Genomic DNA, 24,261 nt, shown 5'->3' on the forward strand with positions numbered 1-24,261 from the left:
CCGTCGTAACTGTGCCGTGCCCCGTTCGGGGCCAGTACAGGAGAGTAATCCATGACCCCTTCCTTCCGCGCCACCATTGCCGCCGCCGCCATCATTCTTGGCGGCTCGTCGATTGCTCTGGCGAAGTCCAACCCAATGGTCGGCGGCGCTGCGATGTACCCGACAAAGACCATCGTCGAAAACGCAGTCAATTCGAAGGACCACACGACGCTCGTCGCTGCCGTCAAGGCGGCCGGGCTTGTCGAAACGCTGATGGGCGCGGGACCATTCACTGTTTTCGCGCCGACCAACACCGCCTTCGAGAAACTGCCCGCAGGGACCGTCGATACCCTGCTCAAGCCCGAGAACAAGGCGACCCTGGCCAGCGTGCTGACCTATCATGTGGTGCCCGGTCGCATCACCGCAGCCGACATCGCCGCCAATGCCAGGGCGCATGGCGGCACGGCAAGCTACACCACCGTTCAGGGTGAGACCCTGACCTTCATGAAATCCGGCACCAGCGGCTGGACGATCGCGGACGGCAAGGGCAATGCCGGCAAGATAACCGTTGCAAATGTGATGCAGTCGAACGGCGTCATCCATGTGATCGACACTGTGATGCTGCCCTGACCCGAAAAAGTTGCGCGGCCGCTGCATCCGGCTGGAGTCTCCACGCGTATATGCAGCGTCTTTCTTCCCGAGCGAAAGACGAGTGACAGGCTGCCGACCCCCTTCGCGGCGCCGTGCGTATGGGACCTGCCGACCCTTACTGGGTCGGCAGGTCCTTTTCATTTCGACGCAACACCGTCATGGAAGCGTCACGAGTTTGTCCTAGCGGGGCGCTGCCGCCATTCTTGCGACAACCGGGAGGAGACTGTCCCCATGGCCACGGCCAGCCGATCGCAGAAGAACCGCGCGGTGAAGGCCGCTGTCCATCGGCACGACCATCTGTCGAAGCAGGGGCTGCTCGAACGCGCCTTCACCTTCGCCTTTCGCGGCCTGGTCTATGCCCAGATCTGGGAAGATCCCGCCGTCGACATGGAGGCGCTCGCGATCACGCCTGACAGCCATGTCGTCACGATCGCGTCGGGCGGTTGCAACGTGCTCTCCTATCTGACCGCTGATCCGCGCGCGATCACCGCGGTTGATCTCAACACCGCGCATATCGCGCTCAACAAATTGAAGCTGGTCGCCGCGCGGCACCTGCCCGGATATGACGCGTTCCACCGCTTCTTCGGCAACGCCAACAGCCGCGCCAATATCCTCGCCTATCGCACCTATGTGCGTCCGCATCTCGACGACGTCACGCGGCGCTACTGGGAAGGCCGCGACATGATCGGGCGCCGCCGCATCGGCGGCTTCGCCCACGGCGTCTATCGGCGCGGTCTGCTCGGCAATTTCATCAGCGTGGCGCATCTGCTCGCCCGGCTCAACGGTCTGAATCCCAAGGTGCTGCTAAAGGCCAATTCGCTCGAGGAACAGCGCGAGATCTTCGACCGCGAATTCGCGCCGATGTTCGACAAGCGCTTCATCAAATGGCTCACGGACCAGCCCGCGTCGCTGTTTGGCCTCGGCATCCCGCCCGCCCAATATGAAGCGCTGGCCGGCGACGAGAAGATGGCATCGGTGCTGCGCGAGCGGCTCGAGAAACTCGCCTGCGATTTCGATCTCAAGGATAATTATTTCGCCTGGCAGGCCTTCAACCGCGGCTATGGCGAAGGGCCGTCGGCGCCGTTGCCGCCTTATTTGCAGCGCGAGCATTACGACGAGATCGTCGATCGGGTCGACCGGATCGAAGTGCGTCACATCAATTTCGCCGACTATCTGCGCACCTGTCCGGACGCCTCGCTCGATCGCTATATCCTGCTCGACGCGCAGGACTGGATGACCGACGAGCAGCTGACCGATCTGTGGAGCGAGATCACCAGGACCGCAAAGGCCGGCGCCCGGGTGCTGTTCCGCACCGCCGGCACGCCGACGATCCTGCCCGGGCGCGTGCCCGATGCGATCCTGTCGCGCTGGGGCTACCGCGCCGAGGAGTCGCTTGATTACACCAGGCGGGATCGCTCCTCGATCTATGGCGGCGTTCATCTCTATGTGCTGGGGGAAGGCGCCTGAGCAGCGACAATCATGCCGGGCAGATGGATGCGATCTACCGGACGCAGCGCCATTTCTATGATCTGACCCGCAAATATTATCTGCTCGGACGAGATCGGCTGATCCGCCATTTGTCGCCTCCGCCGGGTGGCAGCGTGCTTGAAATCGGCTGCGGCACCGGGCGCAATCTCATCGTCGCGGCGCACGCCTGGCCCGATGCGCATTTCTTCGGGATCGATATTTCCGAGGCAATGCTCGAGACCGCGCGCGCCAAGGTCGCAAAGGCGGGCCTGAGCGACCGCATCACGCTTGCCCAGGGCGATGCGACAGCGTTCGATGCCCAGGCCCTGTTCGGCAGGCCCGCGTTCGACCGCGTCTTTCAGAGCTATACCCTGTCGATGATTCCCGACTGGAAGGGCGCGATCCGCGAGGCTGCGGCGAAGCTCGCTCCCGGCGGCCGCCTCGACATCGTCGATTTCGGCCAGCAGAACGGACTGCCCCGTCTGTGGCGCAAATTTCTGTTCGCATGGCTCGCCAAATTCGACGTATCGCCCCGCGCGACCCTGCGTGACGTGGTGGAAGGGATTGCGGCGGCACAAGGGTTGGAAGCTGATTTCCTGCCGCTACGGCTCGACTATGTCTGGGTAGCGCGGCTGAGCCGGAGCTGATTCTCGCCTTTGGGGCGTTGCGATGGCCGAGGGCCGCGAATGGCGGTTTCTCCCTGTTCTTGGCCAATAACAGGGAAGGAACAGGGAAGAATTTATTTTTCTCCCTGTTATTGGCCCTTTTCGGGGCTTTTTTGCTGAAATTCGTGCAGTGTTTCCAGCGGCTTGGCATGACGTCTCCCTGTTATTCGCGGAACAGGGAGAGTGTTGGAAATAACAGGGAAGCGTGTTGGAAATAACAGGGAGAGCCGCATCCGGAACAGGGAGCGTTTTCGAAGGAACAGGGACGGGCGAAACGCCGAGGGATTCGACCGTCATGTCAAAGAGCAAACCGGGCTTTGCACGCGCCCGATTCGCATAGTGCAACACTCCGCAGCGCGATTGAATCAAGCTCGCTCCAGGGCCGATCGACATTCAATGTCACAGTAAAGGGTTCACGCGAAGGCGCGAAGGCGCGAAGGGCTCACCTGAGGCGGGCGTTCGTTCCTCCAACTTCCGGGTGGTCGAATCGGAAGCAAGGGCGATCTTCCTTATCAGCGCACGCCCTTCGCGCCTTTGCGCCTTTGCGTGAACGTCCTTGTCCCGCTCTCAAACTGAAGTGCTGAGTGTCGATCGGCCCTAGTGATGGAACAACAGATACAGGACGATGATCACCGGGATCGGCACGCCGAGCAGCCAGAGCAGGCACCCTTTTCCCATCTCGATCTCCCTTCGAATCGAGAATGAACCTTGCTCGGCTTCACTTGGTTCCGCCGCGCCTCAGGACTTGAGGAGTGCGTCCCCCTCGGTTTCGGCAACGGGGCCGTTCCGCACTGAAATGATTCGGGTAGCCGCCAGGTCCATGGTCACATTGCCCAGCGTGCGGAAGATGTCGGGGATGGTCTCGACCGCGACGAGCAGGCCGAGCGGGGCGATCGGCACGCCCATGGCGATGCAGATCGGCGCGATCGAGCTGACATAGCTGATCTGCCCCGGCAGGCTCACCGCGCCCATCGTCGTGATCGCGGCGACCGCGACGCCGGCCGCAAGCTGGCTCGGTCCGAGCGGTATGCCGAACCAGTAAGCGACATAGATCGCCACCGCGAGGTTCATCGGCGGCCCGGTCACGCGGAAGATGGCGACGGCGAGCGGCAGGATCACCCCGGAGGTCGCAACTGGGACGCCGAGCGCCTCAGCGCCGCGCAGCATCGCGGGCAACGAGGCGAGCGAGGATTGGGTGCTGATCGCGACCGCCTGGGCGGGCACCGTCGCACGGACGAACCGCGCCAGGCCGACCCGGCCGCCGATCGCACCGACCGGGAAGGACGCAAGCCAGACCAGGACGCCGATGCCGGAGACGATCAGGATATAATGAACCAGCGCGCCGAAGGCCGCCGTGCCCGCGCGCGCGCCGACCACATAGGCAAGCGCGAACACCCCGAGCGGGGCCAGCCACAGGATCCAGCCGATCATCACCAGCATCACATCGGCAATCGCCTGGAAGAATTTCGTCAGCATCACCCGCGGCTCCGCCGGCAGGCGCGTGAGCGCGAAGGCGAACACCATGGTGAAGACGATCAGCGGCAGAAAGGCGTCATTGGCGGCGGCGGCGATCGGGTTGCTCGGCACGATTGAGGCAATGAATTCGGAGAAGGGAGGTACATCGCCGATCGGTTTTGTCGCGCTCAGCGCCGTCTTCAACGCGGCCGAGGAGGTGGCCGGCAGGGGAAACCAGCGGAGCAGGAGCGGGGTAACAATGGCGGCAAAGGCGGAGAAGAACCACAGCAAGGCGATGAACAGCCCAAGCGCCCGTCCCGTGGTTCGCCCCGCCCGCGCTGCCTCGGCGGTCGCGGCGACGCCGGTTATCAGCAACGCTACGACCAGCGGCACGACAGTCATCTGAAGCGCGTTGAGCCAGGCGGTGCCGATCGGATGGGCGATGGAGATGCCGCTGGTGGCAGTGCCGGCGCTCCAGGTCGCGAGGCCGATGCCCAGGGCAAGGCCGAGGACCAGGGCAGACAGGACACGCGTTGCTTGCGACATGCTCGCCCTTCGAAGTTTCCGGCGCTATCAGGCCGCCAATAAGACGGATCGCATAACGGATTGGATGCGCGGATATGGCAAGGAAATATTTCGGTACCGATGGCATTCGCGGCGCCACCAATCTCTCCCCGATGACGGCGGCGATGGCGATGAAGGTCGGCATGGCGGCCGGCGCGCATTTCGTCCGCGGCAACCACAAGCACCGCGTCGTGATCGGCAAGGACACCAGGCTTTCGGGCTATATGCTCGAAAATGCGATGGTCGCCGGGTTCACCAGCGTCGGCATGGATGTGGTGCTGCTCGGGCCGATGCCGACCCCGGCGGTCGCGATGCTCACCCAGTCGATGCGCGCCGATCTCGGCGTGATGATCTCGGCGAGCCACAATCCTTATGCCGATAACGGCATCAAGCTGTTCGGGCCTGATGGCTATAAATTGTCGGACGCCGATGAGCTCGCCATCGAGGCGCTGATCGATGGCGACGTCGCGCTGGCGGCCTCCGCCGACATTGGCCGCGCGCGACGGGTGGACGATGCCAAGGGCCGCTATATCCATTTCGCGAAATCAACCTTTCCGGAACATCTCCGGCTCGATGGCCTCAAGATCGTCGTCGATTGCGCGAACGGTGCCGCCTATCAGGTCGCGCCTTCGGCCCTGTGGGAGCTCGGCGCGGATGTGATCGCGATCGGCACCACGCCCAACGGCAAGAACATCAATGACGGTGTCGGTTCGACTGCCCCCGATGTCCTTTGCGAAACGGTCGTTGCCTCCGGCGCGGCGCTTGGCATCGCGCTCGACGGCGATGCCGACCGATTGATCCTGGTCGACGAGCTTGGCCATGTCGTCGATGGCGATCAGCTGATGGCGACGATCGCCAGCGGCTGGGCGCGCGCCGGGCGGCTGGCCAATGGCGGACTTGTCGCGACTGTGATGTCGAATCTAGGGCTCGAACGGCATCTCGCGACTCAAGGCATCAAATTGATCCGGACCAATGTCGGGGATCGCTATGTGCTCGAGGCAATGCGCGCCCAGGGCTATAATGTCGGCGGCGAGCAATCCGGGCACATCATCCTGTCGGATTATGCGACGACCGGCGATGGCCTGGTTGCGGCGTTGCAGGTCCTCGCCGAACTGGTCGAGGTCGGCGCACCCGCGAGCCAGATCCTCCACCGTTTCGAGCCGCTTCCGCAGCTCCTCAAGAATGTCCGCTTCGCGGGTGGCAAACCGCTCGAAGCCGAGGCGGTGAAGGCGGTCATCGCCGAGGCTGAGGCTGAGCTCGACGGCAAGGGCCGCCTGGTGATCCGCCCCTCGGGCACCGAGCCGGTGATCCGGGTGATGGCCGAGGGCGACGATCCGGGCCAGGTGGAGCAGGTGGTCGACCGCATCTGTGAGGCGGTCCGGGTGGCGGCAGGTTAATTCCCTCCCGTAGGCGAGAGGGAAGGAAGATAGAGAAGGAAGGAAGACAATGCTCGAGATGCGCCCCGATTGTGAACGCTGCGGCACGGACCTTCTCGCCGACGAACCCGGCGCGTTCATTTGCTCGTTCGAATGCACCTTTTGCGCGACCTGCGCCGAAGCGCTCGACGATCGCTGCCCCAATTGCGGCGGCGAGCTGATGGACCGGCCGGCCCGGGTCGGGAAGGCGCTGGAACGGAACCCGGCCTCGACAGTGCGGATGTTCAAGGGCGGAGCGTGACGGCGGTGCGAGCTTACTCTCCTCTCCCTTCGGGGCCACCAGATTCGCACATTGTGCGGGCGCCCTTCTTCCCCTCTCCTTTTAGGAGAGGGGCAAGCTGCGCAGCAGCGCGGGGTGAGGTTGAGGGCGAGACGCTCCGATCAGTCACCCTCACCCTTCCCATCGCTTCGCGATGGGCCCCTTCCCTCTCCCGCCGGGAGAGGGAGAAACAGCGTTCCGCAGATGCGTGTGAATGGCCGAGCCCCGAAGGGAGAGGGGAGTGATGACTCCCCGCATCCTGATCATCGCGGGCTCGGATTCGGGCGGCGGCGCCGGCATCCAGGCCGATATCAAGACGGTTACGATGCTCGGCGGCCACGCAATGACGGCGATCACCGCGATCACCGCGCAGAACACGCTCGGCGTGCAGGCAGTGATGCCGGTGCTGACCGACATGGTGATCGCACAGATCGATTCAGTGGTGAGCGATATCGGCGTCGATGCCGTAAAGATCGGAATGATCGGATCGGCCGAAACCGCCCATGCGGTGGCGGATCGGCTCGAGGCGATGCCTGGCATCCCGATCGTGTTCGACCCGGTGATGGTGGCGACGAGCGGGGCCCTGCTTTCCGATGACGCGACCATCGCCGCGTTTGCACGGCTGATGCGGATCGCAACGGTGACCACGCCGAATCTGCCCGAACTGGTGGCGCTCGGCGGCGAGGCCGCAGTGCGGGCCGGTTGTGCCGCGCTCCTCGTCAAAGGGGGGCACGGCGAGAGCGACGAGATTGTCGACCGACTGATCCTCGCTGACGGAAGTGAAGTTCGCTGGGCCGATCCCCGAATCCCGACGTACCACAACCACGGCACGGGTTGCACGCTGGCGAGCGCTGTCGCCACAGGGCTTGGGCGCGGCATGAGCCTGTCCAACGCGGTGGGGCGCGCGCGCATCTTCGTCCGGCTCGCGCTCCACGACGCACCCGGATTTGGCGCAGGCCACGGCCCGATGGGGCATCAGACGGTCAGGCTCGATAATGACCTGGGCCAGCCAATGCTCAACCAGATCACCCTGCCGATGACCGATTACGAGGCAAGCGCCGCCTTCTATCGCCTGCTCGGCCTGAATCAGATCGTCGAATCATCGCCGCGCTACGCCCGCTTCGAAAGCGCCGGCGGAGGCACTCTCTCAATCGAAACAGCGGATGAGATTGCCGGCAAGCCAGTAGTCTTCCTCGAATGCGGCGACCTCGATGCCATCGTCGCACGGCTGCGCGCGGCAGACGTCGCCATCTCCAATCCCACGCTGGAAAACTGGGGCTGGCGCGAAGCCCGTCTCGCTGATCCCGCCGGCAATGCGGTCTGCCTCTATCAGGCTGGCGAGAATCGCCGCTTTCCGCCATGGCGGCTGGCGTGACCCGGCCTTCCCTGAAACATGAAAAGCTCTGCCTCGCCCCCGTCGCCGGGGTCGACGAAGCCGGGCGCGGGCCGCTCGCAGGGCCCGTCGTCGCAGCGGCGGTGATCCTTCCCGCCAAAGGCGTACCGCGCGGGATCGACGATTCGAAGAAGCTTTCCGCTGCCGAGCGCGCCCGCCTCCATGACCGGCTCCGCGATTGCGCGATTGTCGGCGTCGGCATTGTCGAGGCCGACGAGATCGACCGGCTCAACATCTATTGGGCGACGATGAAGGCGATGACGCTTGCGGTCGACGCGCTCGGCCTGCTGCCGGCGCATGTGCTGGTCGACGGCAACCGCCTCCCGCGCTGGACTCATCAGGCGACCGCGATCGTTTCGGGCGATGCGATCTCGCTGTCGATCGCCGCGGCCTCGATCATTGCCAAGCACACCCGCGACACGATCATGATCGCCCATGCCCAGACGCATCCGCTCTATGGCTGGCATTCGAACAAGGGCTATGCCTGCCGCGCGCATCTCGATGCACTGCGCGAACACGGGCCCTCGCCGCTGCACCGGCGCAGTTTTGCACCGGTCGCCCAGGCCTGGCTCGATTTATAGCGCTTATCTGGATCAATGAGTCTTTTGGGCCACACCCCATGGATTGAGTCCCTGTGGATAACTCGACTCAATATCTGGACAGCTTCCCGAAATGTTCCGCCTTGTTAACGATTTGGCAACCCCAATCGTTAACTAAGTTCTGCTTGACCCGAGTCCGCACATCCGCAGGGATGCGCCGCTCTTGAGCAGGGGCAATGATAATGGGCGTGATGGATAAGGTTAAGGCGCGGGTCGCGGTGCCGACTGTGGAGACGGCGCCGAACGCTGCATTGCCGCTCGACAGCATCATCATGCAGGACTGCATCACGGCGATGCGCGCGCTGCCGGCCAAATCGGTCGATCTGATCTTTGCCGATCCGCCGTACAATCTCCAGCTCGGCGGCGATCTCAGCCGCCCTGACGGCAGCCATGTCGATGCCGTGACCGATGATTGGGACAAGTTCGATTCGCTCGCCATCTATGACAAGTTCACCCGCGCCTGGCTCACCGAGGCGAAACGCATCCTCAAGGACAATGGCGCGATCTGGGTGATCGGCAGCTATCACAACATTTTCAAGGTCGGCTCGGCGATCCAGGATCTCGGCTATTGGATCCTCAACGACATCGTCTGGCGCAAGGCCAACCCGATGCCCAATTTCAAGGGCACCCGCTTCACCAACGCGCATGAGACACTGATCTGGGCGTCGATGGGCGAAAAGGCGCGCTACACCTTCAACTATCGCAGCATGAAGACGCTGAACGACGAGCTGCAGATGCGCAGCGACTGGGAATTCCCGATCTGCGGCGGCCAGGAGCGGCTGAAGCGGGACGGGGTGAAGGTCCATCCGACCCAGAAGCCTGAGGCACTGATCTACCGCATCCTGCTGGCCTGCACCAAGCCGGGCGATGTGGTGCTCGATCCGTTCTTCGGCACCGGCACCACCGGCGCGGTCGCCAAGCGGCTCGGCCGGCGCTGGATCGGCATCGAGCGCGAGGCCGGCTATTGCTCGGCGGCGCTCGAGCGGATCGAGGCGGCGCTCCCACTCGACGAATCTGCCCTGGTCACGATGCAGTCGCCCAAGGCAGCGCCGCGCGTCGCCTTCGGCACGATCGTCGAGAATGGCATGCTGACCGCAGGCGCGGTGCTGACCGACGCGAAACGCCGCTACCGAGTAACGGTGCGCGCCGACGGCTCAGTGATGAGCGGCGACGTGACCGGCTCGATCCACAAGCTCGGCGCAACGCTTCAGGGGGCGCCAGCCTGCAATGGCTGGACCTTCTGGCACTACGAGACGCCCGATGGCCTCAAGCCAATCGATGTGCTCCGCCAGAATTATCTGCTCGCGACCCAGCCCTGAGCGAAACCGTCACCCCGGACTTGTTCCGGGGTCCACGGTGCCGCAGGAGCAGGCAGCGCACTATTCGCGGGACCGTGGATGCCGGAACAAGTTCGGCATGACGAAAGAGGCTTGATGACTGGCAAACTCCATCTCCGCCCGATCCAGTTCGTCGACACGCCAGTCGGTCGCGACGGCGAAGTCGCGCGGCTTGCCGGGGGGATGGCGTGGTTCTCCGCCTATGAGGTGATCGAGGACGGCACGCGCCGCACCATCCCTGTCGCCGATTTCGACGCTACCCTCGCTCAGAACGAACGCGCCGCCCGCCTCCACGCTGCAATCACATCGGCCCGCCCGCAGCTCACGCTAGGCGACCGCACGCTCCGTTTCGACCAGCCTCTTGTCGCCGGCATCCTCAACGTGACCCCCGACAGCTTCTCGGATGGCGGCAAGCTCCAGGAAGATCCCGCCGCCGCAGCCGCCGCCGGCGTCGATATGTCGGTCAAGGGCGCCGCCCTGATCGATGTCGGCGGGGAATCCACCCGGCCCAAGGCGCCGCTCGTCTGGGAAGGCGACGAGATCAAGCGTGTCGTGCCGGTCATCGAGCGGCTGGTGAAAAGCGGCACGCTCGTCTCAGCCGATACGCGGAAGGCCGCGGTGATGGAGGCGGCGCTCGCCGCCGGCGCCGCGATCGTCAATGATGTGTCGGCGCTCTATTGGGACGATCGCTCGACCGAGATCGTCGTCGCCGCCGGCTGCCCGGTCGTGCTGATGCATTCGCCCGATCCGAAAAAGGGCCCGCATGGCGGAGACGGCTATGGCAATGTCCTGATCGAGGTATTCGACTGGCTCGAGGCGCGGATCGCAGCAGTCGTCGCGGCCGGGGTCGATCGCAACAAGATCATCGTCGATCCAGGGATCGGCTTCGGCAAGTCGCTCCAGGACAATCTCGCGCTGCTGAACGGGCTCACGCTCTTCCACGGCCTTGGCTGTCCGATCATGCTCGGCGCGAGCCGCAAGCGGATGATCGGCGCGCTCTCGAACGAGGCACCGGTCGACGCCCGCCTCGGCGGGTCGATCGCGCTCGCGATGAAGGGCATCGAGGCGGGCGTGCAGATGCTCCGCGTCCATGACGTCGCCGAGACGGTACAGGCGATCCGCGTCTGGCGCGGATTGCGCGACGCCGCGCTGGTCGGACGATAAGACGTTCGGTCATTGTGGGACATGCCTTTCAGGTTCGCTGGACCGTCGATCCGGCGGGCGATAGGGTCTGTTCATTCGGCTGTTGGGGGGCTCGATGAAAAAGGCACTTACCGGACTCATGGCCTTGTTCGGTCTTGGGAATGCGCCACCCGAACAGCAAGTGGTGATGGTCGATCCAGCCACCATTCTGGCGTCGATCTCTACCCTCTCCGACGATGCCGCGCCGGTGGAGGAATCGACCGGGGAGATCGCGCCTGGAGATCTTGTTTTTCACGAGGATGACTGGCGGCAGATCGAGTTCTTTCCGGCGAGCCGGGAGGCCGAAATCCGAAGGACACTGACCGAGCTCATATTGTTCGAGAAAGCCCATCGAAAAGGGGACGGTTGGGACAAAATCTATCTTCGCAAGCTCGACGTCATGCCGGTTCTTTCGGGCTCCGGCGCGCGGGATGCACTGCTGGCGGAACTTGGAGTAGCAGCGCGACCGGCACCCATATTGTTTTACGGCGACAATGTGGTGGTCGGCCGCGTCGCGCATGGCTTTTCCGTGCCCATAGGGCGGAGCGTCGCCCTGTATGGATTCCAGGACTCGACAGGCATCCCAGTCCTGGGAGCGAACGTGGAGGCGGGCTCCGACGACCTCGCTCTTACGCGGGTATTCGCGAAGCTGAGCGCCAGTCATCACCTCATCATGGTCGATTGGCGCCAGCACCTACTCTTGCTCGGCGTTGCACCCGGAGGCGATTTCGAGATTTGGCATCCGTAGAAAATTCGCAGCGCCAGTAGGCGAACTGGCAGCGCATGACGCTGGCCGGACAACGGTCGTCAGATTGGAGCGAGCGCCCAATAATAGGCCAGCACCGCGCATATCCCGAGCAGGCTGCGCACCGCATGGAGATAGCCCCAGCGCTTGATCAGCGGCCGGATCTGCGCCGCATCGCCATCCGGTCCGATCGCGCCAAGCTTGCGATTGACCGGCATGATCACGACAAAGGTCCAGGGCAGGTTGGTGAGCATGAGCGCCGCGCCGAGCAGGAAGAACCACCCGCCTTTCTCCCACCATGTCCAGCCGCCCAGTGCCGCGCTCACCACCGCGAGCGGCGCCTGCATCAGCGTGCCGCGCAGATAGGCGGGGAGCCACTGGGCGAGCACCGCGCGATCGTCGAGCTTCAGGCGCGCGGGCTGCTCGGCAAAATTGATGTAGATGGCGGCGCCTGCGAACAGTGCTGCTGTGATAAGAGCCAGCAATCCGGTCAAAAGCGCCCCCCTCCGGTCAGATCGGCTTCGGCACGTCTACCACAGCTGCCGGGTCATAGGCACGTTTATATCCCCAGGCGGTCCGCACCGTCGCGCCGCCCTTGGCGACGGATTCGAGGATCGCGTGCATCAGCCGCATGTCCTGCAACCCTTCCTCGCCCGGCGACACCAGCGGCGCCTTGCCGCGCACCACATCGGCCATCCAGTCCATCTCGCGCCCAAACTGGTCGACCTCGCGGATTTTCGGTTCGCGTTCGCCTTTGACGCCGTCGATGGTCAGATGATTGCCACCATAGAAAGCGCCGGGCTCGGCAGTCATCTTGCCGTGCTCGCAAAGCACCTGAAAGGCCATTGTCCCCTGATAGGAGAAAGAGGTCGAGCCGTTGGAGATCGCGCCCGAGGGGAAACGGAACTGCCAGGCGATCACGTCCTCCGTCGTCTTGAAACGCGGATCGGTCCGGTCGGTCTGCGCCCAGGCGCGCACCTCGACCGGCTCTTCGGCGAGGATATAGCGCGCGGCGTTGACGCCGTAGACGCCCATATCGGCAAGCGCGCCGCCGCCCGACATCTTCATGTCGAGCCGCCACGCATCCGAAGGCTCGTTGAGGTCGGACTGCCGGCCCATATTGGTGACGACCATCCGCGGCTTACCCAGCGCACCCGATCGCATCCGGCGCATCACCTCGAGGTTGAGCGGTTCGTAATGGCAGCGATAGGCGATCATCAGCTTGCGGTCGGCGGCTTTCGCGGCGGCGATCATCGCCTCGCAATCGGCGATGCTGGTCGCCATCGGCTTTTCGCACAGCACATGCTTGCCGGCCTTGAGCGCCCGGATCGTGTATTCGGCATGCATTGAATTGGGCAGGACGATATAGACCACCTGGATCCGCGGGTCCTTCGCGATCCGGTCGTAGTCATCGTAGCTGTAGATCGCGTCGGCCGGCAGACCCTGCTCGGCGGCGATCCGCCGGGCCTTGTCGGGGTGGCCGCTGACCACAGCGACAAGCTTTGCGCCCTTTGCCGTCTTGAGCCCGGGGATGATCTGCCCCAGCGAAAGCTTGCCGAGGCCGACGACCGCAAAGCCGATCTTCTCGCTATCGGGGAGCGGTGGCGAGTCCTGCGGCTCGGGAACGAGCGCGGGCTCGGCAAGCGCGCTTCCGGCAATCGCGGCGGAAGCGCCGGCAAGGCCGAGTTCGATCAGGGTGCGGCGTGAAATGCTGTTCGGCATGCGGATCTCCTCCGGCTTCAGCGATCCCAGTCGCTGGCCGTCGGAATCCTATAGCATATCGGAAGTGTCGCTGACGAGATGGTAGCGTTAACGAGCGCAGCGATTGGAGCCGTCAGGCTGCGGCGTTGTCGATTCCGAGCTCGCCCAGCTTGCGATACAGCGTCGACCGCCCGATCCCGAGCCGCCGCGCGACTTCGGTCATGCGGCCGCGATAATGACCGATGGCGAGGCGGATCACATCGGCTTCGATTTCTTCCAGCGCACGCAGATTGCCGTCGGCGTGGAACAGGGTCACTCCGCCGCTGGTCGCCATCGGCGCGGGCCCAGAAACGCTGTGCCGCTGCGCGCCGAGCGCCGCGATCTGCGGGAAATCGGATCGGGTGAGCGCATCGCCGTCACACAGCACGGCGGCGCGGAACAGCGCGTTCTGGAGCTGGCGGACATTGCCCGGCCAGTCATATTGGCCAAGCAGAGCCAAGGCATCGTCGGTAATGCCGAGCTCGCGCAATCCCGGTTGCTCGGCGATCCGCGCGAGCAGATGTCGGGCGAGCGCGGGAATATCGCCGGTGCGCTCCCGCAAGGGAGGGATCGTCACCTGCACCACATTGAGGCGGTAATAGAGATCCTCGCGGAACCGGTCGGCTTCGACCTCCTCGATCAGCCTTTTGTTGGTCGCCGCGATCACCCGGACATCGACTTCACGGGTATGCCGCGCGCCGATCGGCTGGATCTCGCCCGATTGCAGCACGCGGAGCAATTTGACCTGCGCGTCGAGCGGCATCTCGCCGATTTCGTCGAGGAACAAGGTGCCGCCATCGGCTTCCTGGAAACGCCCGATCTTGCGCTCGAACGCCCCGGTAAAGGCGCCTTTCTCATGCCCGAACAGCTCGGATTCGACCAGATTGGCCGGGATCGCACCGCAATTGACCGCGACCATCGGCTTCTTGCCGCGAGGCGAAGCCGCATGGATCGCCTCGGCGACCACTTCCTTGCCGACGCCGCTTTCGCCTTCGAGCAATACCGGGACCCGCGCCCGAGCCGCCTTGGCCGCGATCGCCAGCGCAGCGCGGAAATCCGGCGCTGAACCGACAATTTCATCGAATGCGAGCAGGGCGGGAATCTTCTCGGTGAGCGGCCGGAGCTCGCCAGCCGCCTTGCCGGCGACGGCAGCCTCGAGCGCGCTGAGCAGGCGTTCCGGCGCGAGCGGCTTCACGAGGAAGTCCGTCGCGCCGGCGCGCATGGCCGCGACGGCATGCGCCACGGATCCGTTTGCGGTGAGCATCAGCAGGGGCAGCGCCGGACGGCGCTCGCGGATTTCAGTGATCAGCGCGGTTGCGTCGGCTTCGGGCGCCCAATGATCGAGCAGGATCGCGTCAAGCTGCATGCCGTCCTGGGTGCCGAGCATCGCGATCGCCATCTCGCCGTCATTGGCGAACACCGCACGCCAGCCGCGCCGGGCTGCGAGCGCCGCGACGAGGCGGCGTTGTGCCGGTTCGTCGTCGATCAGCATCAGCAGCCTTTGTCCGTTGCGCGTCATTCAATAGTTCCCAATTCCCGCCCAACGAGGCCGGTTCGATGCTAACCATAAAGCTAGGGGGTAAAGGCGCCCTTAAGCGCGGACTTGAGGGACAGGCCCGGGCGAGCTAAGCAGCGCCCAACGGATGACTAGGCAGGGGTTCACATCATGGCCGGTGACGGCGAGATCAAGGTGCACGAGGCGACCTATCACAAGGTGATCGGCATGCTGAAATGGGGCGCCGTGGCGTGCTTTCTGATCGCCATGCTGGTGATCTGGCTGATTCACCCCGCCAAGTGAAGATCGCCGTCCTCCGGGAGCAGGCCGAAGGCGAGCGCCGCGTTGCCGCGACACCCGAAACGGTCAAGAAATTCATCGCCCTCGGCGCCGAAATGGCAGTCGAGGCCGGAGCGGGCGACTCGGCATCCTGTGCCGATGCGGATTATACCGCTGCCGGCGCCAAGGTCGGGACTCGTGCCGCGACGCTGAAGGGTGCCGACATCATTCTCGGTGTTCAGGGTCCCGATGCGAAGAGCCTTGCCGGTGCGGCCAAGGGCGCCTGGCTCGTCGCCAGCCTCAATCCGTTCGGAGAGCGTGCCCGGGTCGATGGCTATGCCGCGGCCGGCATCGAGGCCCTGGCAATGGAATTCATGCCGCGCATCACCCGCGCTCAGTCGATGGATATTCTCTCCTCGCAGTCGAACCTCGCCGGCTACAAGGCAGTGCTCGATGCGGCGGCTGAATATGGCCGCGCCTTCCCGATGATGATGACCGCGGCGGGCACCGTCTCCGCCGCGCGCGTGTTCGTGATGGGCGTCGGCGTCGCCGGGCTGCAGGCGATCGCGACTGCCCGCCGCCTCGGCGCGCAGGTCTCCGCTACCGATGTGCGCTCGGCGACCAAGGAGCAGATCCAGTCGCTTGGCGCCAAGCCGATCTTCGTCGAGAATGTCGCCGGCATTGAGGGCGAGGGATCGGGCGGCTATGCCGGCGAGATGTCGCCTGAATATCAGGCGGCGCAGGCTGAACTGGTCTCCGGCCATATCGCCAAGCAGGACATCGTCATCACCACCGCTTTGATCCCGGGGCGCCCTGCGCCCCGGCTGATCTCGGCTGCGCAGGTCGCGAGCATGCGGCCCGGCAGCGTGATCGTCGATCTCGCGGTCGAGCAGGGCGGCAATGTCGAAGGCGCGGTTGCTGGCGAGGTCGTCACGGTCTCGGGCGTGAAGATCGTCGGCCACCGCAACGTGCCGAGCCGCCTCGCAGCGGATACGTCGGCCTTGTTCTCGCGCAACCTGTTCAACTTCCTCAGCGCCTTCTGGGACAAGGAAGCCGGCAAGCCGGTGCTCGACGAGGAGATCGGCGACGCGATCCGACTGACCAAAGGCGGTGCTGTGGTGAATGCGCGGCTGCTCGGATGAGTTTGCCGATCAGAATGTTGCTTGTCGGCCTCTGTCTCTACTTTTCAGGGGGGCTTGCTCCCGCGGGAGCCGAAACGAGAGAAGCTTATCTGGTAAAATGGCGCACAATTCCTCGGGATGCGGATCAGCATCAGAAATGGCGATCGAACCAAGAAATGACCGTTTCCGTCAATATACGACCGGAAACCCTCGTTACACTCGATAGGGATTTTACCGACGGAAAGAAGCGAGGTCTTTCATTGGGCGCTTCTTCAGAGTTGGCGCTACTTAGTTCGGATAGATTTTCGGCTTGCGCCCTTATGGTCAAAAAAATGCGGGAGGGCTACACAGATATCCCGTGCTTTGTTGATGATGATCGGGATGGAAAATTCGAAAAATTCTTCACAATCAATGTTATGCAACAGGGGTTTATTCCATTTTACGGATTTTTTCCTCGTAGTAAGGAAAAATATCACGATATTGATCCAATACCATATCATGTATTCAAGGAAGATAGGCCTGGTGATTATCCGAGTGCCTTTTTGAAGATCAATGGATTTAATGACATTCTGAGAACGACATTCGATTTTGATTTATGTTTCGCATCCGCGTCAGGTAACTTTGTCCCATCTTACGCGCTTTGCGGAATTCACCCAATCTCCATTAAGAAACCAAGCGACGGCCATCCCAGCGAGATCGCATTCTTTGGCGGAAAGATAATCATCGATAAGATAAATAGTAATAAATTGAGCAGCCCCGATGAAATGAATCGCTCACATGTGGGCGGCGGCGCCAGTGTTACGGAAACAGAATCATTCAAAGAAATAGCCGTACCGTAAAGGACTAAGCCATGGATTTCGTAGCAATCCTCTCAATCTTCGTCATGGCCTGTTTCGTGGGCTATTATGTCGTCTGGTCGGTCACGCCAGCGCTGCACACGCCACTGATGGCGGTGACCAACGCGATCTCGAGCGTGATCATAGTCGGGGCGTTGATCGCAAGTTCGGCGGCGGCGGGCGGTTCCGCTTCGTCGAAATGGCTGGGTCTGCTCGCGGTGGTGCTGGCAAGCGTCAATATCTTCGGCGGCTTTGCGGTCACCGCGCGGATGCTGGCGATGTACAAGAAGAAAGAGCGGCCGGCGGCCAAATAACAACTCGTCACCCCGGACGTGTTCCGGGGTCCACTCATCCATTTGCGCCGGTGGCGCGGTGGATCCCGGAACAAGTCCGGGATGACGTAAAAGGGGTTTTGGGGAATGGAACACACGGTAACGGTCAATCCATGGGCGGCACTGGCGTATCTGGTGGCCGGCGCCTGCTTCATCCTCGCCTTGCGCGGCCTTTCCAGCCCAGCTTCGAGCCAGCGCGGCAACCGCTTCGGCATGATCGGCATGGCGATCGCCGTGGTGACAACGCTGGTGACGCATGTGCCGACCCTGGTTCACGAAACCGTGGCGAACTGTCCGACCGATTTGACAGCAAGCTGTCCTGTCACCGATCACATCCCTGATCTCGCTGGTATGGGCGCGATCCTCGTTGCGATCGCAATTGGTGCTGCAATCGGCATCGTCACCGCGCGCCGAATCGCGATGACTGCGATGCCGCAGCTCGTCGCGGCCTTCCATTCCCTGGTTGGTCTGGCCGCCGTGCTGGTCGGCTGCGCTGCGTTCCTCAATCCCGAGGCCTTCGGCATCGCCGGCGCGGACGGCGAAATCCTCACCGTCAGCCGCATCGAGATGGGCCTCGGCGTCGCGATCGGCGCCATCACCTTCTCGGGCTCGGTGATCGCGTTCCTGAAACTGAACGGCAATATGGGCGGCAAGCCGATCATGCTGCCCGGTCGCCACGTCATCAATCTCGGCGTGCTCGCCGGCATTCTCGGCCTGATCGCCTACTTCACCCAGGATCAGAGCCCCTGGATCTTCTGGACCGTTACCGGCCTCAGCTTCGCGATCGGTTTCCTGCTGATCATCCCGATCGGCGGCGCGGACATGCCGGTCGTCGTGTCGATGCTCAACAGCTATTCGGGCTKGGCGGCGGCGGCGATGGGCTTCACGCTCCACAACGCCGCGATGATCATCACCGGCGCACTGGTCGGCTCGTCGGGCGCGATCCTCAGCTACATCATGTGCCGGGCGATGAACCGCAGCTTCATCAGCGTGATCGCCGGCGGCTTTGGCGGTGACACCGGCGGCGGGGCGACCGCTGCGGCGACCGATCGCCCGTGGAAGCGCGGCTCGGCGGAAGACGCTGCCTTCCTGATGCAGCAGGCCGAGCAGGTCATCATCGTCCCCGGCTACGGCATGGCGGTCGCCCAGGCGCAGCATGTGCTGCGTGAGATGGGCGACAAGCTGAAAGAGCACGGCGTCCGCGTGAAATATGCGATTCATCCGGTCGCGGGGCGCATGCCCGGCCATATGAACGTTCTGCTCGCCGAGGCGAACGTGCCCTATGACGAAGTATTCGAGCTTGAGGACATCAACAGCGAATTCGCCCAGACCGATGTCGCCTTCGTGATCGGTGCCAACGACGTCACCAATCCGGCGGCGAAGACCGACAAATCGTCACCGATTTACGGCATGCCGGTGCTTGATGTGGAAAAGGCCAAGACGGTGCTGTTTGTGAAGCGCTCGATGGGGGGCGTCGGTTACGCCGGTGTCGATAACGATGTGTTCTACATGGACAATACGATGATGCTGCTCGCCGACGCGAAGAAGATGGTCGAGGAAATCGTGAAGTCGCTGGGATAGTCCGCCGGCAATATCGCCGGCGAGGCTTGCCGTCCGCGCGCGATACTGGCAACGGGGCCGCCTCACGAAGCGCGATATCGAATCGCCGGCCAAGTCCGGGCGGTGCGCGCTTTTCGGGAGGGCGATTAGCTCAGTTGGTAGAGCGTCTCGTTTACACCGAGAATGTCGGCGGTTCGAGCCCGTCATCGCCCACCATTTTTCCGTGCATAGTTGAGTCGCCTCGCACGGGAACGCGTGCCTGAAGCGCGAGCTCTGAATCGAAACTATCCACGTCCGTTCAGGGCGCGCGCGCGATTCAACCCCATCCCTGAATCGGCCATAAGATGCGCACGGGACGTCTCAGAAGCCCGAGCTGCTCTTTCTTATCGTCTGGCTCTTCGAATGCTGCGCGTCGCGCCGTGGATGGCGCCTGCGCGGCAAATTCCCTGTTAATTTCCCTGTTATTCCCTGTTCCGGCGTAAGTAGGTGAATGGTCGGATTCAGGAAGCTATTGTAGTATAAGAATAATCTAAAAATTTAGCCGCAAACGGCGCCGAGAAAAAATAAAAAATTCCCTGTTCCGTGGAAATAACAGGGAATTTCATAGCTACGACAAAGCGCGTCGGACGGCGGTCAGCGCCGGCTCGCATCGCCAATGCTCGTTGAACGAATGAACTGGATTCAAGGCTCACTGCGCCAAGGCTGGTTTCAGCGCGAAGCTGCCGACGATCCCGAATGAAGGGAAGACAGCAAACCGGTCAGCCTCTGGCCGCTTGCCGCTGGCCATTCATCATTTCGGCAACGATCGCGACCTGGGTGCGGTTGCGCACGTTCAGCTTGCGCATCAGGATCGTCATATGCGCCTTCACGGTCGCTTCGGCGATGCCGAGATCGAACGCGATCTGCTTGTTGAGGCGGCCCGAATGGACGCCGTCCAGAACCTTGCGCTGCGTGGGGGTGAGGTGGACGCCGTCACCTGGCGCGCTGTTGTCGCGGCCGGTGCTGCGGGGTGCCATGTCGCCACTCAGGTCAATCAGCACACAACCCTCCCTCAAGGACACGATCAGACCCACGGGCAAATTGCCGGCTGTGCCGGTCTTGCGATGCTCGATCGAATCGCCCGTATGGCCAGCTTAACGCAATTTGTTGGACAGACTCAAGCCAAATCAGGCGCGACTCAGCCCAGATAGCGCCGAATCCGACCCCTTATCGACGGTTTTTGTAGCAATCGGTGAAATGCTGTCATACTAATTTGAGGAACGATCGCCGCTCCGGTGAATGGGGATGGCGGCACAGGGAGGCGAGGATGGGCGTCGAGGGGCAAGGGCCGTGCCGTGACGGCAAACATTATGGATATGGCGCAGCCGTAAAGCGCGTTGCTCCGGGGGCCGGTCGATGATCGGCGCCGACGCCAGCCTCGTCGCCGCCGCCATTGCCGGGATCGGGCTGTCGATCCTGCTCGTGGTGCGCGGCCGTCTCCACCCATTCGTCGCGTTGCTGTGTGGTGCCTTCGCCGTAGGGCTGCTGTCGGGCATGCCGATCGCTGACACCGCAAAGGCGGTACAGAAGGGCGTTGGCGACATCCTCGGCGGCACCGGGCTGGTCGTCGCGCTCGGTCTCGCGCTGGGTGCGATGCTGCAATTGTCGGATGGTGCCGGTGGGCTCGCGCGCGCCGCGCTCAAAATGTCTGGCACCGCAGGGGCATCGACGGCGGCGCTGGTCGCCGGCCTGGTCATCGGGCTGCCGCTGTTCTTCGAAACCGGCCTGGTGCTGCTGTTGCCGGTGGTCGCGACCGCCGCAGCCGCCATGCCGCAACGGGGCAAGGGCGACGAGGCCAAATTGTCGCTGATGCTGTGTGCGATCGCTGGCCTAGCCGTGGTTCACGCGCTGGTGCCGCCGCATCCCGGGCCGCTGCTTGCGGTCGATGCCCTGCATGCCAATCTGGCGCGGACGATCGGCTATGGGCTGCTTGTCGGCATCCCGACCGCGATCATCGCCGGCCCGCTCCTGGCCCGGTTCACAGCGCGTGGCGTACGCATCGCGCCGCCGGTGCTGGCCGCTGTCCGGCTCGACGTTCCGGCACCGGGCGTCGGACGCGCTCTGATTGTCATTCTCATGCCGGTGGTGTTGATTGCTGCCGGTCAGGTCGGGGCACTGCTTCCAGCATCGGTCGCGCCGAACTTCGCCTGGCTCGGCATCGCCAGCAATCCAGTCCTGGCATTGCTCATCGCGGTGCTTGCCGCGCTCCCGCTTCTGTTCGGGCGGCGTCTGTTCGACGAGGCCGTCCAGGACGGGATCTGGGCCGAGGCCGTGACGCCGGCGGGCACGATCTTGCTGGCGATCGGCGCGGGCGGCGCGCTCAAACAGGTATTGGTGCAGGCCGGCATTTCAGATCTGCTCGCGCGCCTGGCCGCCGGCGGGGCGCTCTCGCCGCTGCTGGTGGCGTGGCTTGTCGCTGCCGGCATCCGCCTATCGATCGGCTCCGCGACAGTTGCCACGATCACGACCGCCGGGATCATGCCCGCCCTGGTGATCAGCTCGGGCGTGTCGCCGGAATGGACCGTGCTGGCGATCGGCGCCGGCTCGGTGTTCTTCTCGCACGTCAACGATCCCGGCTTCTGGCTGGTGAAAAGCTATCTCGGTACTGATATGCCGGGCACATTCCGGACTTGGTCGCTGATGGAAACTGCGGTGTCGGTCGTGGGCCTGGCGTTCATCCTCATCGCCAGCCAGTTCCTCTGAGGCGCTGCGCGATGATGACGGAATCGGGATCAAAAGAGGGGGGCGGGATATGGCTGAGCCGCGGCTAGCCGACAGGGCCTATTCCGGCATCGTCGAGATCATCAAGACTGATGGCCTCGAGATCGGCGATCGACTGCCTGCGGAAGCGCGCCTCTCCGAGATGTTCGGCATTTCGCGCACCATCGTCCGAGAAGCCCTCGCCCGGCTTGCGTCGGACGGTTTCATCGAGGCACGGCGCGGCGCCGGATCTTTCGTGAAAAGCCGCCCTTCGGATCGGCTGATGACCTTCATGCCGATGGCCGAACTGTCAGCGACGCTCGGCAGCTATGAGGTTCGCTTCGTGCTCGAGGCGGAGGCAGCGCGCCTCGCTGCGGCGCGGCGTTCGGTCGAGGACATGGCGAGCATCCAGACGGCGCTCGATCAGCTTCGCGCTGCCCTGCTGTCCAGCGCGCCTGCCGATGCCGAGGATATGGAGCTGCACCGCTGCATCATGGCGGCGACCGCGAACCCCGCCTTCAGCCTGGCGTTCGATGCGCTGTTTGGGGAAATGGAGCGGATCATGCGGGCCGGGGTCGATATTTCGCGCTCGCGCCCGCCCGAGGTGATCGGCGCCATGATGCGCGAGCATGAGATGATCGTCGAGGCGATACGCGCACAGGATTGCGACGCCGCCGCACTGGCGATGCGCTGGCATCTGTCCGAAGGTCGCAAGCGGCTGATGCCGTGAGGCGAGTCTAGTTGCTGCTGGGTGTGGGTTTCGAGCCGCCGCCCGGATGAAGCCATCCGCCATCGGCCAGCCAGTCGGCGAGCCGGTCGGGCCAGTGCGCGACGCCGAGCCGCTCTGAATGCATGCCGACATTGAAGCCATGATCGGTGTCCGCGAACAGGTGCAGCTCAGCGGATACGCCGGCGGCGCGGAGCTGCTGGTACAAGGTGATCGTCGGCGTTGCGCAGCATTGGTCGAGCGTGCCGGCGGCGAGGAATGCTGGTGGAGCGGCCGCCGCCGCACGGGCCGGAATGCCGAGCGGCCCGGGGTAGATCAGCACCTGGAAATCAGGACGTCCGCTGACGCGGTCGACTGCGTCGGCCTTTGCCGGCGTCGGCGGTGCCGGATTGTCCGCGACCATCGACACGAGCTCGCCGCCCGCCGAAAATCCCATCAACCCAATTCGCTTCGGATCCACGCCGTAGTCGGCCGCATGCAGGCGCACCCAGCGCACGGCACGGCGCGCGTCCGCAGCGGCATCCCGCTCGATATCGTATGGCGAGCCGGGGTCGCGAGCGAGGCGGTATTTGAGCACGAACGCGGTGACGCCGAAACGATTGAGGTCGCGTGCCGGCATCGCCCCTTCGTTCACCCAGACGAGCATGCGGTGGCCGCCTCCCGGGATCACGATGATGCCGACGCCATTGGCATGGGCGGGGTCGGCGCGGAACACGGACAGTGACGGCGCGTGGACATTATGGATGTAGGTGTTCTCGACGATTTCCGCCTCGCCGCGATGCGCCTCGCTGCCGGGAGCGCCCTGCGGCCACAGCAGGATCGTCGGCGCGGCAACCTGCGCCGGCGCACTGGCGGTGACGGCAAGCGCGGCCATGGCCGCGCTGACACGGAGCCATGTACGCGTCACGAATGCCTCAGCTGAAGCTCAGGCGCAGCGACCGGGTTGGCCAGCCAGCCCAGCACTTCGTCGACCAGCAGCTCGGGCGGCGCCTGGGTATAGAGTCGCAAGGCAGCCTCGTCGGAGCTCGGGCGCTCGAGCGTGGCGAGCTGGCTCTCCAGCAAACTGGGCGGCATATAATGGCCTGATCGCTGCGCCAGGCGACGGCGCAGTTCATCGGAATCATTGTCCAGGAACACGAAACGGGTCGCGGCGGGGACAGCATCGGCGATGCGGCTGCGATAGCTGCGCTTCAGCGCTGAGCACGCAGCGACGGCAAAGCCGTGAGCCTTGACCTCTCCCGCCATGGCCGTACCGATTCGGTCGAGCCACGGCCAGCGTTCCACGTCCGTCAGTGGCTGGCCGGAGCGCATCATCTCGATCGAAGCCGGAGCGTGGAAGCTATCGCCTTCAATGAAATCGCACCCCAATCGTGCCGCGAGCAGCGCGCCCAGCGTGGACTTGCCGCTACCGCTGACACCCATGACGACAATTGCTGCCGGGTCGATCCTGTTGCGACTCACTGCCGATTGCACGCGTCTTCCCCGCCTCTTTCGCCAGATTCTCTGGGCAATCGCCTCCGGTCGCGGGACGATCAGGTACCAGCGTATCGGCTGAGCGGGTCGCGGCGAAAACTACGACCTTGGTCGCGGGTGATCGTCTCACCATTGCGCCTTAAACCATGAGCTTGCGATGCCCGGCGGAAAGAAAGCACCCGTGACGGGATAAGGGGATGAAAATGCTTTGTCCGCTGGAACGGGGA

The 24,261-nt window shown here is 63.8% G+C and carries 24 protein-coding genes and 1 tRNA gene; 18 read left to right on the top strand and 7 right to left on the bottom strand.

All coding sequences use genetic code 11. From position 1 onward, the window contains the following. The first annotated feature begins 51 nt into the window (after positions 1-51). From AC1DVS_RS04155 to AC1DVS_RS04165, 3 genes are all read left to right on the top strand, one after another. On the top strand, positions 52-609 hold the full coding sequence (locus tag AC1DVS_RS04155; RefSeq protein ID WP_478020498.1) for a fasciclin domain-containing protein: 558 nt from the start codon (positions 52-54) through the stop codon (positions 607-609). 252 nt (positions 610-861) lie between these two features. Continuing rightward, positions 862-2,097: a BtaA family protein gene (locus AC1DVS_RS04160; RefSeq protein ID WP_478020500.1), complete on the top strand. Its 1,236-nt coding sequence runs from the start codon at positions 862-864 to the stop codon at positions 2,095-2,097. Between the two features lie 23 nt (positions 2,098-2,120). Continuing rightward, positions 2,121-2,744 carry a class I SAM-dependent methyltransferase gene (locus tag AC1DVS_RS04165; RefSeq protein WP_478020502.1) on the top strand — a complete coding sequence of 208 codons (624 nt, stop codon included), beginning with the start codon at positions 2,121-2,123 and terminating at the stop codon, positions 2,742-2,744. A 756-nt stretch (positions 2,745-3,500) separates the two neighbouring features. Here the strand turns inward: AC1DVS_RS04165 and AC1DVS_RS04170 are convergent. Continuing rightward, positions 3,501-4,763 carry a dicarboxylate/amino acid:cation symporter gene (locus tag AC1DVS_RS04170; RefSeq protein WP_478020504.1) on the bottom strand — a complete coding sequence of 421 codons (1,263 nt, stop codon included), beginning with the start codon at positions 4,761-4,763 and terminating at the stop codon, positions 3,501-3,503. A 74-nt stretch (positions 4,764-4,837) separates the two neighbouring features. Between AC1DVS_RS04170 and glmM the strand changes: the two genes are divergently transcribed. The 7 genes from glmM to AC1DVS_RS04205 all read left to right on the top strand — a co-directional run bounded on the left by glmM (position 4,838) and on the right by AC1DVS_RS04205 (position 11,735). Beyond that, positions 4,838-6,178, top strand: coding sequence for a phosphoglucosamine mutase (gene glmM, locus AC1DVS_RS04175; protein WP_478020506.1), 1,341 nt, complete (start codon positions 4,838-4,840; stop codon positions 6,176-6,178). 49 nt (positions 6,179-6,227) lie between these two features. Then, positions 6,228-6,458: a DUF1272 domain-containing protein gene (locus AC1DVS_RS04180; RefSeq protein WP_478020508.1), complete on the top strand. Its 231-nt coding sequence runs from the start codon at positions 6,228-6,230 to the stop codon at positions 6,456-6,458. A gap of 262 nt (positions 6,459-6,720) precedes the next feature. After that, positions 6,721-7,851 (top strand): bifunctional hydroxymethylpyrimidine kinase/phosphomethylpyrimidine kinase, encoded by a 1,131-nt coding sequence (thiD, locus tag AC1DVS_RS04185; protein WP_478020510.1) that lies wholly within the window; start codon positions 6,721-6,723, stop codon positions 7,849-7,851. Next, positions 7,836-8,450, top strand: a complete 615-nt coding sequence (locus tag AC1DVS_RS04190; protein ID WP_478020512.1) for a ribonuclease HII — start codon at positions 7,836-7,838, stop codon at positions 8,448-8,450. The genes thiD and AC1DVS_RS04190 overlap by 16 nt, the downstream gene beginning before the upstream one ends. Positions 8,451-8,650: 200 nt before the next feature. Next, the gene (locus AC1DVS_RS04195) at positions 8,651-9,787 is read left to right on the top strand and encodes a DNA methyltransferase (protein ID WP_478020513.1); all 1,137 of its coding nucleotides are present in this window, start codon (positions 8,651-8,653) and stop codon (positions 9,785-9,787) included. A gap of 114 nt (positions 9,788-9,901) precedes the next feature. Further along, entirely contained in the window at positions 9,902-10,969 is a 1,068-nt protein-coding gene (gene folP / locus AC1DVS_RS04200) for a dihydropteroate synthase (protein WP_478020515.1), read from the top strand. Positions 10,970-11,087: 118 nt separating this feature from the next. Next, positions 11,088-11,735, top strand: coding sequence for a hypothetical protein (locus AC1DVS_RS04205; RefSeq protein ID WP_478020517.1), 648 nt, complete (start codon positions 11,088-11,090; stop codon positions 11,733-11,735). Positions 11,736-11,794: 59 nt separating this feature from the next. Here AC1DVS_RS04205 and AC1DVS_RS04210 read toward each other — a convergent pair whose 3' ends face one another. The 3 genes from AC1DVS_RS04210 to AC1DVS_RS04220 form a co-directional block, all read right to left on the bottom strand. Next, the gene (locus tag AC1DVS_RS04210; RefSeq protein WP_478020519.1) at positions 11,795-12,226 is read right to left on the bottom strand and encodes an anthrone oxygenase family protein; all 432 of its coding nucleotides are present in this window, start codon (positions 12,224-12,226) and stop codon (positions 11,795-11,797) included. Between the two features lie 16 nt (positions 12,227-12,242). Continuing rightward, entirely contained in the window at positions 12,243-13,454 is a 1,212-nt protein-coding gene (locus AC1DVS_RS04215; RefSeq protein WP_478020521.1) for a Gfo/Idh/MocA family protein, read from the bottom strand. Positions 13,455-13,566: 112 nt separating this feature from the next. Next, on the bottom strand, positions 13,567-14,991 hold the full coding sequence (locus AC1DVS_RS04220) for a sigma-54-dependent transcriptional regulator (protein WP_478020523.1): 1,425 nt from the start codon (positions 14,989-14,991) through the stop codon (positions 13,567-13,569). A 147-nt stretch (positions 14,992-15,138) separates the two neighbouring features. Between AC1DVS_RS04220 and AC1DVS_RS04225 the strand changes: the two genes are divergently transcribed. The 6 genes from AC1DVS_RS04225 (at position 15,139) to AC1DVS_RS04250 (ending at position 19,311) form a co-directional block, all read left to right on the top strand. After that, on the top strand, positions 15,139-15,270 hold the full coding sequence (locus AC1DVS_RS04225; RefSeq protein WP_478020527.1) for an aa3-type cytochrome c oxidase subunit IV: 132 nt from the start codon (positions 15,139-15,141) through the stop codon (positions 15,268-15,270). Continuing rightward, positions 15,267-16,388, top strand: coding sequence for an NAD(P) transhydrogenase subunit alpha (locus AC1DVS_RS04230; RefSeq protein ID WP_478020529.1), 1,122 nt, complete (start codon positions 15,267-15,269; stop codon positions 16,386-16,388). Before AC1DVS_RS04225 ends, AC1DVS_RS04230 begins: the two co-directional genes overlap by 4 nt. Next, positions 16,385-17,206 carry a hypothetical protein gene (locus AC1DVS_RS04235; RefSeq protein ID WP_478020530.1) on the top strand — a complete coding sequence of 274 codons (822 nt, stop codon included), beginning with the start codon at positions 16,385-16,387 and terminating at the stop codon, positions 17,204-17,206. Before AC1DVS_RS04230 ends, AC1DVS_RS04235 begins: the two co-directional genes overlap by 4 nt. Positions 17,207-17,217: 11 nt before the next feature. Continuing rightward, positions 17,218-17,517: an NAD(P) transhydrogenase subunit alpha part 2 gene (locus tag AC1DVS_RS04240; RefSeq protein ID WP_478020532.1), complete on the top strand. Its 300-nt coding sequence runs from the start codon at positions 17,218-17,220 to the stop codon at positions 17,515-17,517. A 105-nt stretch (positions 17,518-17,622) separates the two neighbouring features. Beyond that, positions 17,623-19,116, top strand: a complete 1,494-nt coding sequence (locus AC1DVS_RS04245; protein WP_478020534.1) for an NAD(P)(+) transhydrogenase (Re/Si-specific) subunit beta — start codon at positions 17,623-17,625, stop codon at positions 19,114-19,116. A gap of 119 nt (positions 19,117-19,235) precedes the next feature. Then, positions 19,236-19,311, top strand: a tRNA-Val gene (locus AC1DVS_RS04250). 542 nt (positions 19,312-19,853) lie between these two features. On the opposite strand, the gene AC1DVS_RS04255 is transcribed toward AC1DVS_RS04250, so the two are convergent. Then, the gene (locus tag AC1DVS_RS04255; protein ID WP_478021253.1) at positions 19,854-20,111 is read right to left on the bottom strand and encodes a helix-turn-helix domain-containing protein; all 258 of its coding nucleotides are present in this window, start codon (positions 20,109-20,111) and stop codon (positions 19,854-19,856) included. Between the two features lie 379 nt (positions 20,112-20,490). Between AC1DVS_RS04255 and AC1DVS_RS04260 the strand changes: the two genes are divergently transcribed. Next, entirely contained in the window at positions 20,491-21,837 is a 1,347-nt protein-coding gene (locus AC1DVS_RS04260; protein ID WP_478020536.1) for a GntT/GntP/DsdX family permease, read from the top strand. Between the two features lie 49 nt (positions 21,838-21,886). Then, entirely contained in the window at positions 21,887-22,564 is a 678-nt protein-coding gene (locus AC1DVS_RS04265; RefSeq protein ID WP_478020538.1) for a FadR/GntR family transcriptional regulator, read from the top strand. A gap of 7 nt (positions 22,565-22,571) precedes the next feature. Here AC1DVS_RS04265 and AC1DVS_RS04270 read toward each other — a convergent pair whose 3' ends face one another. Further along, positions 22,572-23,468, bottom strand: a complete 897-nt coding sequence (locus tag AC1DVS_RS04270; protein WP_478020540.1) for an alpha/beta hydrolase — start codon at positions 23,466-23,468, stop codon at positions 22,572-22,574. Next, positions 23,465-24,022, bottom strand: coding sequence for a gluconokinase (locus tag AC1DVS_RS04275; RefSeq protein WP_478020542.1), 558 nt, complete (start codon positions 24,020-24,022; stop codon positions 23,465-23,467). Before AC1DVS_RS04275 ends, AC1DVS_RS04270 begins: the two co-directional genes overlap by 4 nt. Positions 24,023-24,261: the final 239 nt, after the last annotated feature.

Source organism: Sphingomonas sp. P3_C5 (assembly GCF_056402635.1).

What these genes read in the sequence shown, in the direction of transcription:
- AC1DVS_RS04155 (WP_478020498.1), top strand. Translation starts at nt 52, where the DNA reads ATGACCCCTTCCTTCCGCGCCACCATTGCCGCCGCCGCCATCATTCTT.
- AC1DVS_RS04160 (WP_478020500.1), top strand. Translation starts at nt 862, where the DNA reads ATGGCCACGGCCAGCCGATCGCAGAAGAACCGCGCGGTGAAGGCCGCT.
- AC1DVS_RS04165 (WP_478020502.1), top strand. Translation starts at nt 2,121, where the DNA reads ATGGATGCGATCTACCGGACGCAGCGCCATTTCTATGATCTGACCCGC.
- AC1DVS_RS04170 (WP_478020504.1), bottom strand. Translation starts at nt 4,763, where the DNA reads ATGTCGCAAGCAACGCGTGTCCTGTCTGCCCTGGTCCTCGGCCTTGCC.
- glmM (WP_478020506.1), top strand. Translation starts at nt 4,838, where the DNA reads ATGGCAAGGAAATATTTCGGTACCGATGGCATTCGCGGCGCCACCAAT.
- AC1DVS_RS04180 (WP_478020508.1), top strand. Translation starts at nt 6,228, where the DNA reads ATGCTCGAGATGCGCCCCGATTGTGAACGCTGCGGCACGGACCTTCTC.
- thiD (WP_478020510.1), top strand. Translation starts at nt 6,721, where the DNA reads ATGACTCCCCGCATCCTGATCATCGCGGGCTCGGATTCGGGCGGCGGC.
- AC1DVS_RS04190 (WP_478020512.1), top strand. Translation starts at nt 7,836, where the DNA reads ATGGCGGCTGGCGTGACCCGGCCTTCCCTGAAACATGAAAAGCTCTGC.
- AC1DVS_RS04195 (WP_478020513.1), top strand. Translation starts at nt 8,651, where the DNA reads ATGGGCGTGATGGATAAGGTTAAGGCGCGGGTCGCGGTGCCGACTGTG.
- folP (WP_478020515.1), top strand. Translation starts at nt 9,902, where the DNA reads ATGACTGGCAAACTCCATCTCCGCCCGATCCAGTTCGTCGACACGCCA.
- AC1DVS_RS04205 (WP_478020517.1), top strand. Translation starts at nt 11,088, where the DNA reads ATGGCCTTGTTCGGTCTTGGGAATGCGCCACCCGAACAGCAAGTGGTG.
- AC1DVS_RS04215 (WP_478020521.1), bottom strand. Translation starts at nt 13,454, where the DNA reads ATGCCGAACAGCATTTCACGCCGCACCCTGATCGAACTCGGCCTTGCC.
- AC1DVS_RS04220 (WP_478020523.1), bottom strand. Translation starts at nt 14,991, where the DNA reads ATGACGCGCAACGGACAAAGGCTGCTGATGCTGATCGACGACGAACCG.
- AC1DVS_RS04225 (WP_478020527.1), top strand. Translation starts at nt 15,139, where the DNA reads ATGGCCGGTGACGGCGAGATCAAGGTGCACGAGGCGACCTATCACAAG.
- AC1DVS_RS04235 (WP_478020530.1), top strand. Translation starts at nt 16,385, where the DNA reads ATGAGTTTGCCGATCAGAATGTTGCTTGTCGGCCTCTGTCTCTACTTT.
- AC1DVS_RS04240 (WP_478020532.1), top strand. Translation starts at nt 17,218, where the DNA reads ATGGATTTCGTAGCAATCCTCTCAATCTTCGTCATGGCCTGTTTCGTG.
- AC1DVS_RS04255 (WP_478021253.1), bottom strand. Translation starts at nt 20,111, where the DNA reads ATGGCACCCCGCAGCACCGGCCGCGACAACAGCGCGCCAGGTGACGGC.
- AC1DVS_RS04260 (WP_478020536.1), top strand. Translation starts at nt 20,491, where the DNA reads ATGATCGGCGCCGACGCCAGCCTCGTCGCCGCCGCCATTGCCGGGATC.
- AC1DVS_RS04265 (WP_478020538.1), top strand. Translation starts at nt 21,887, where the DNA reads ATGGCTGAGCCGCGGCTAGCCGACAGGGCCTATTCCGGCATCGTCGAG.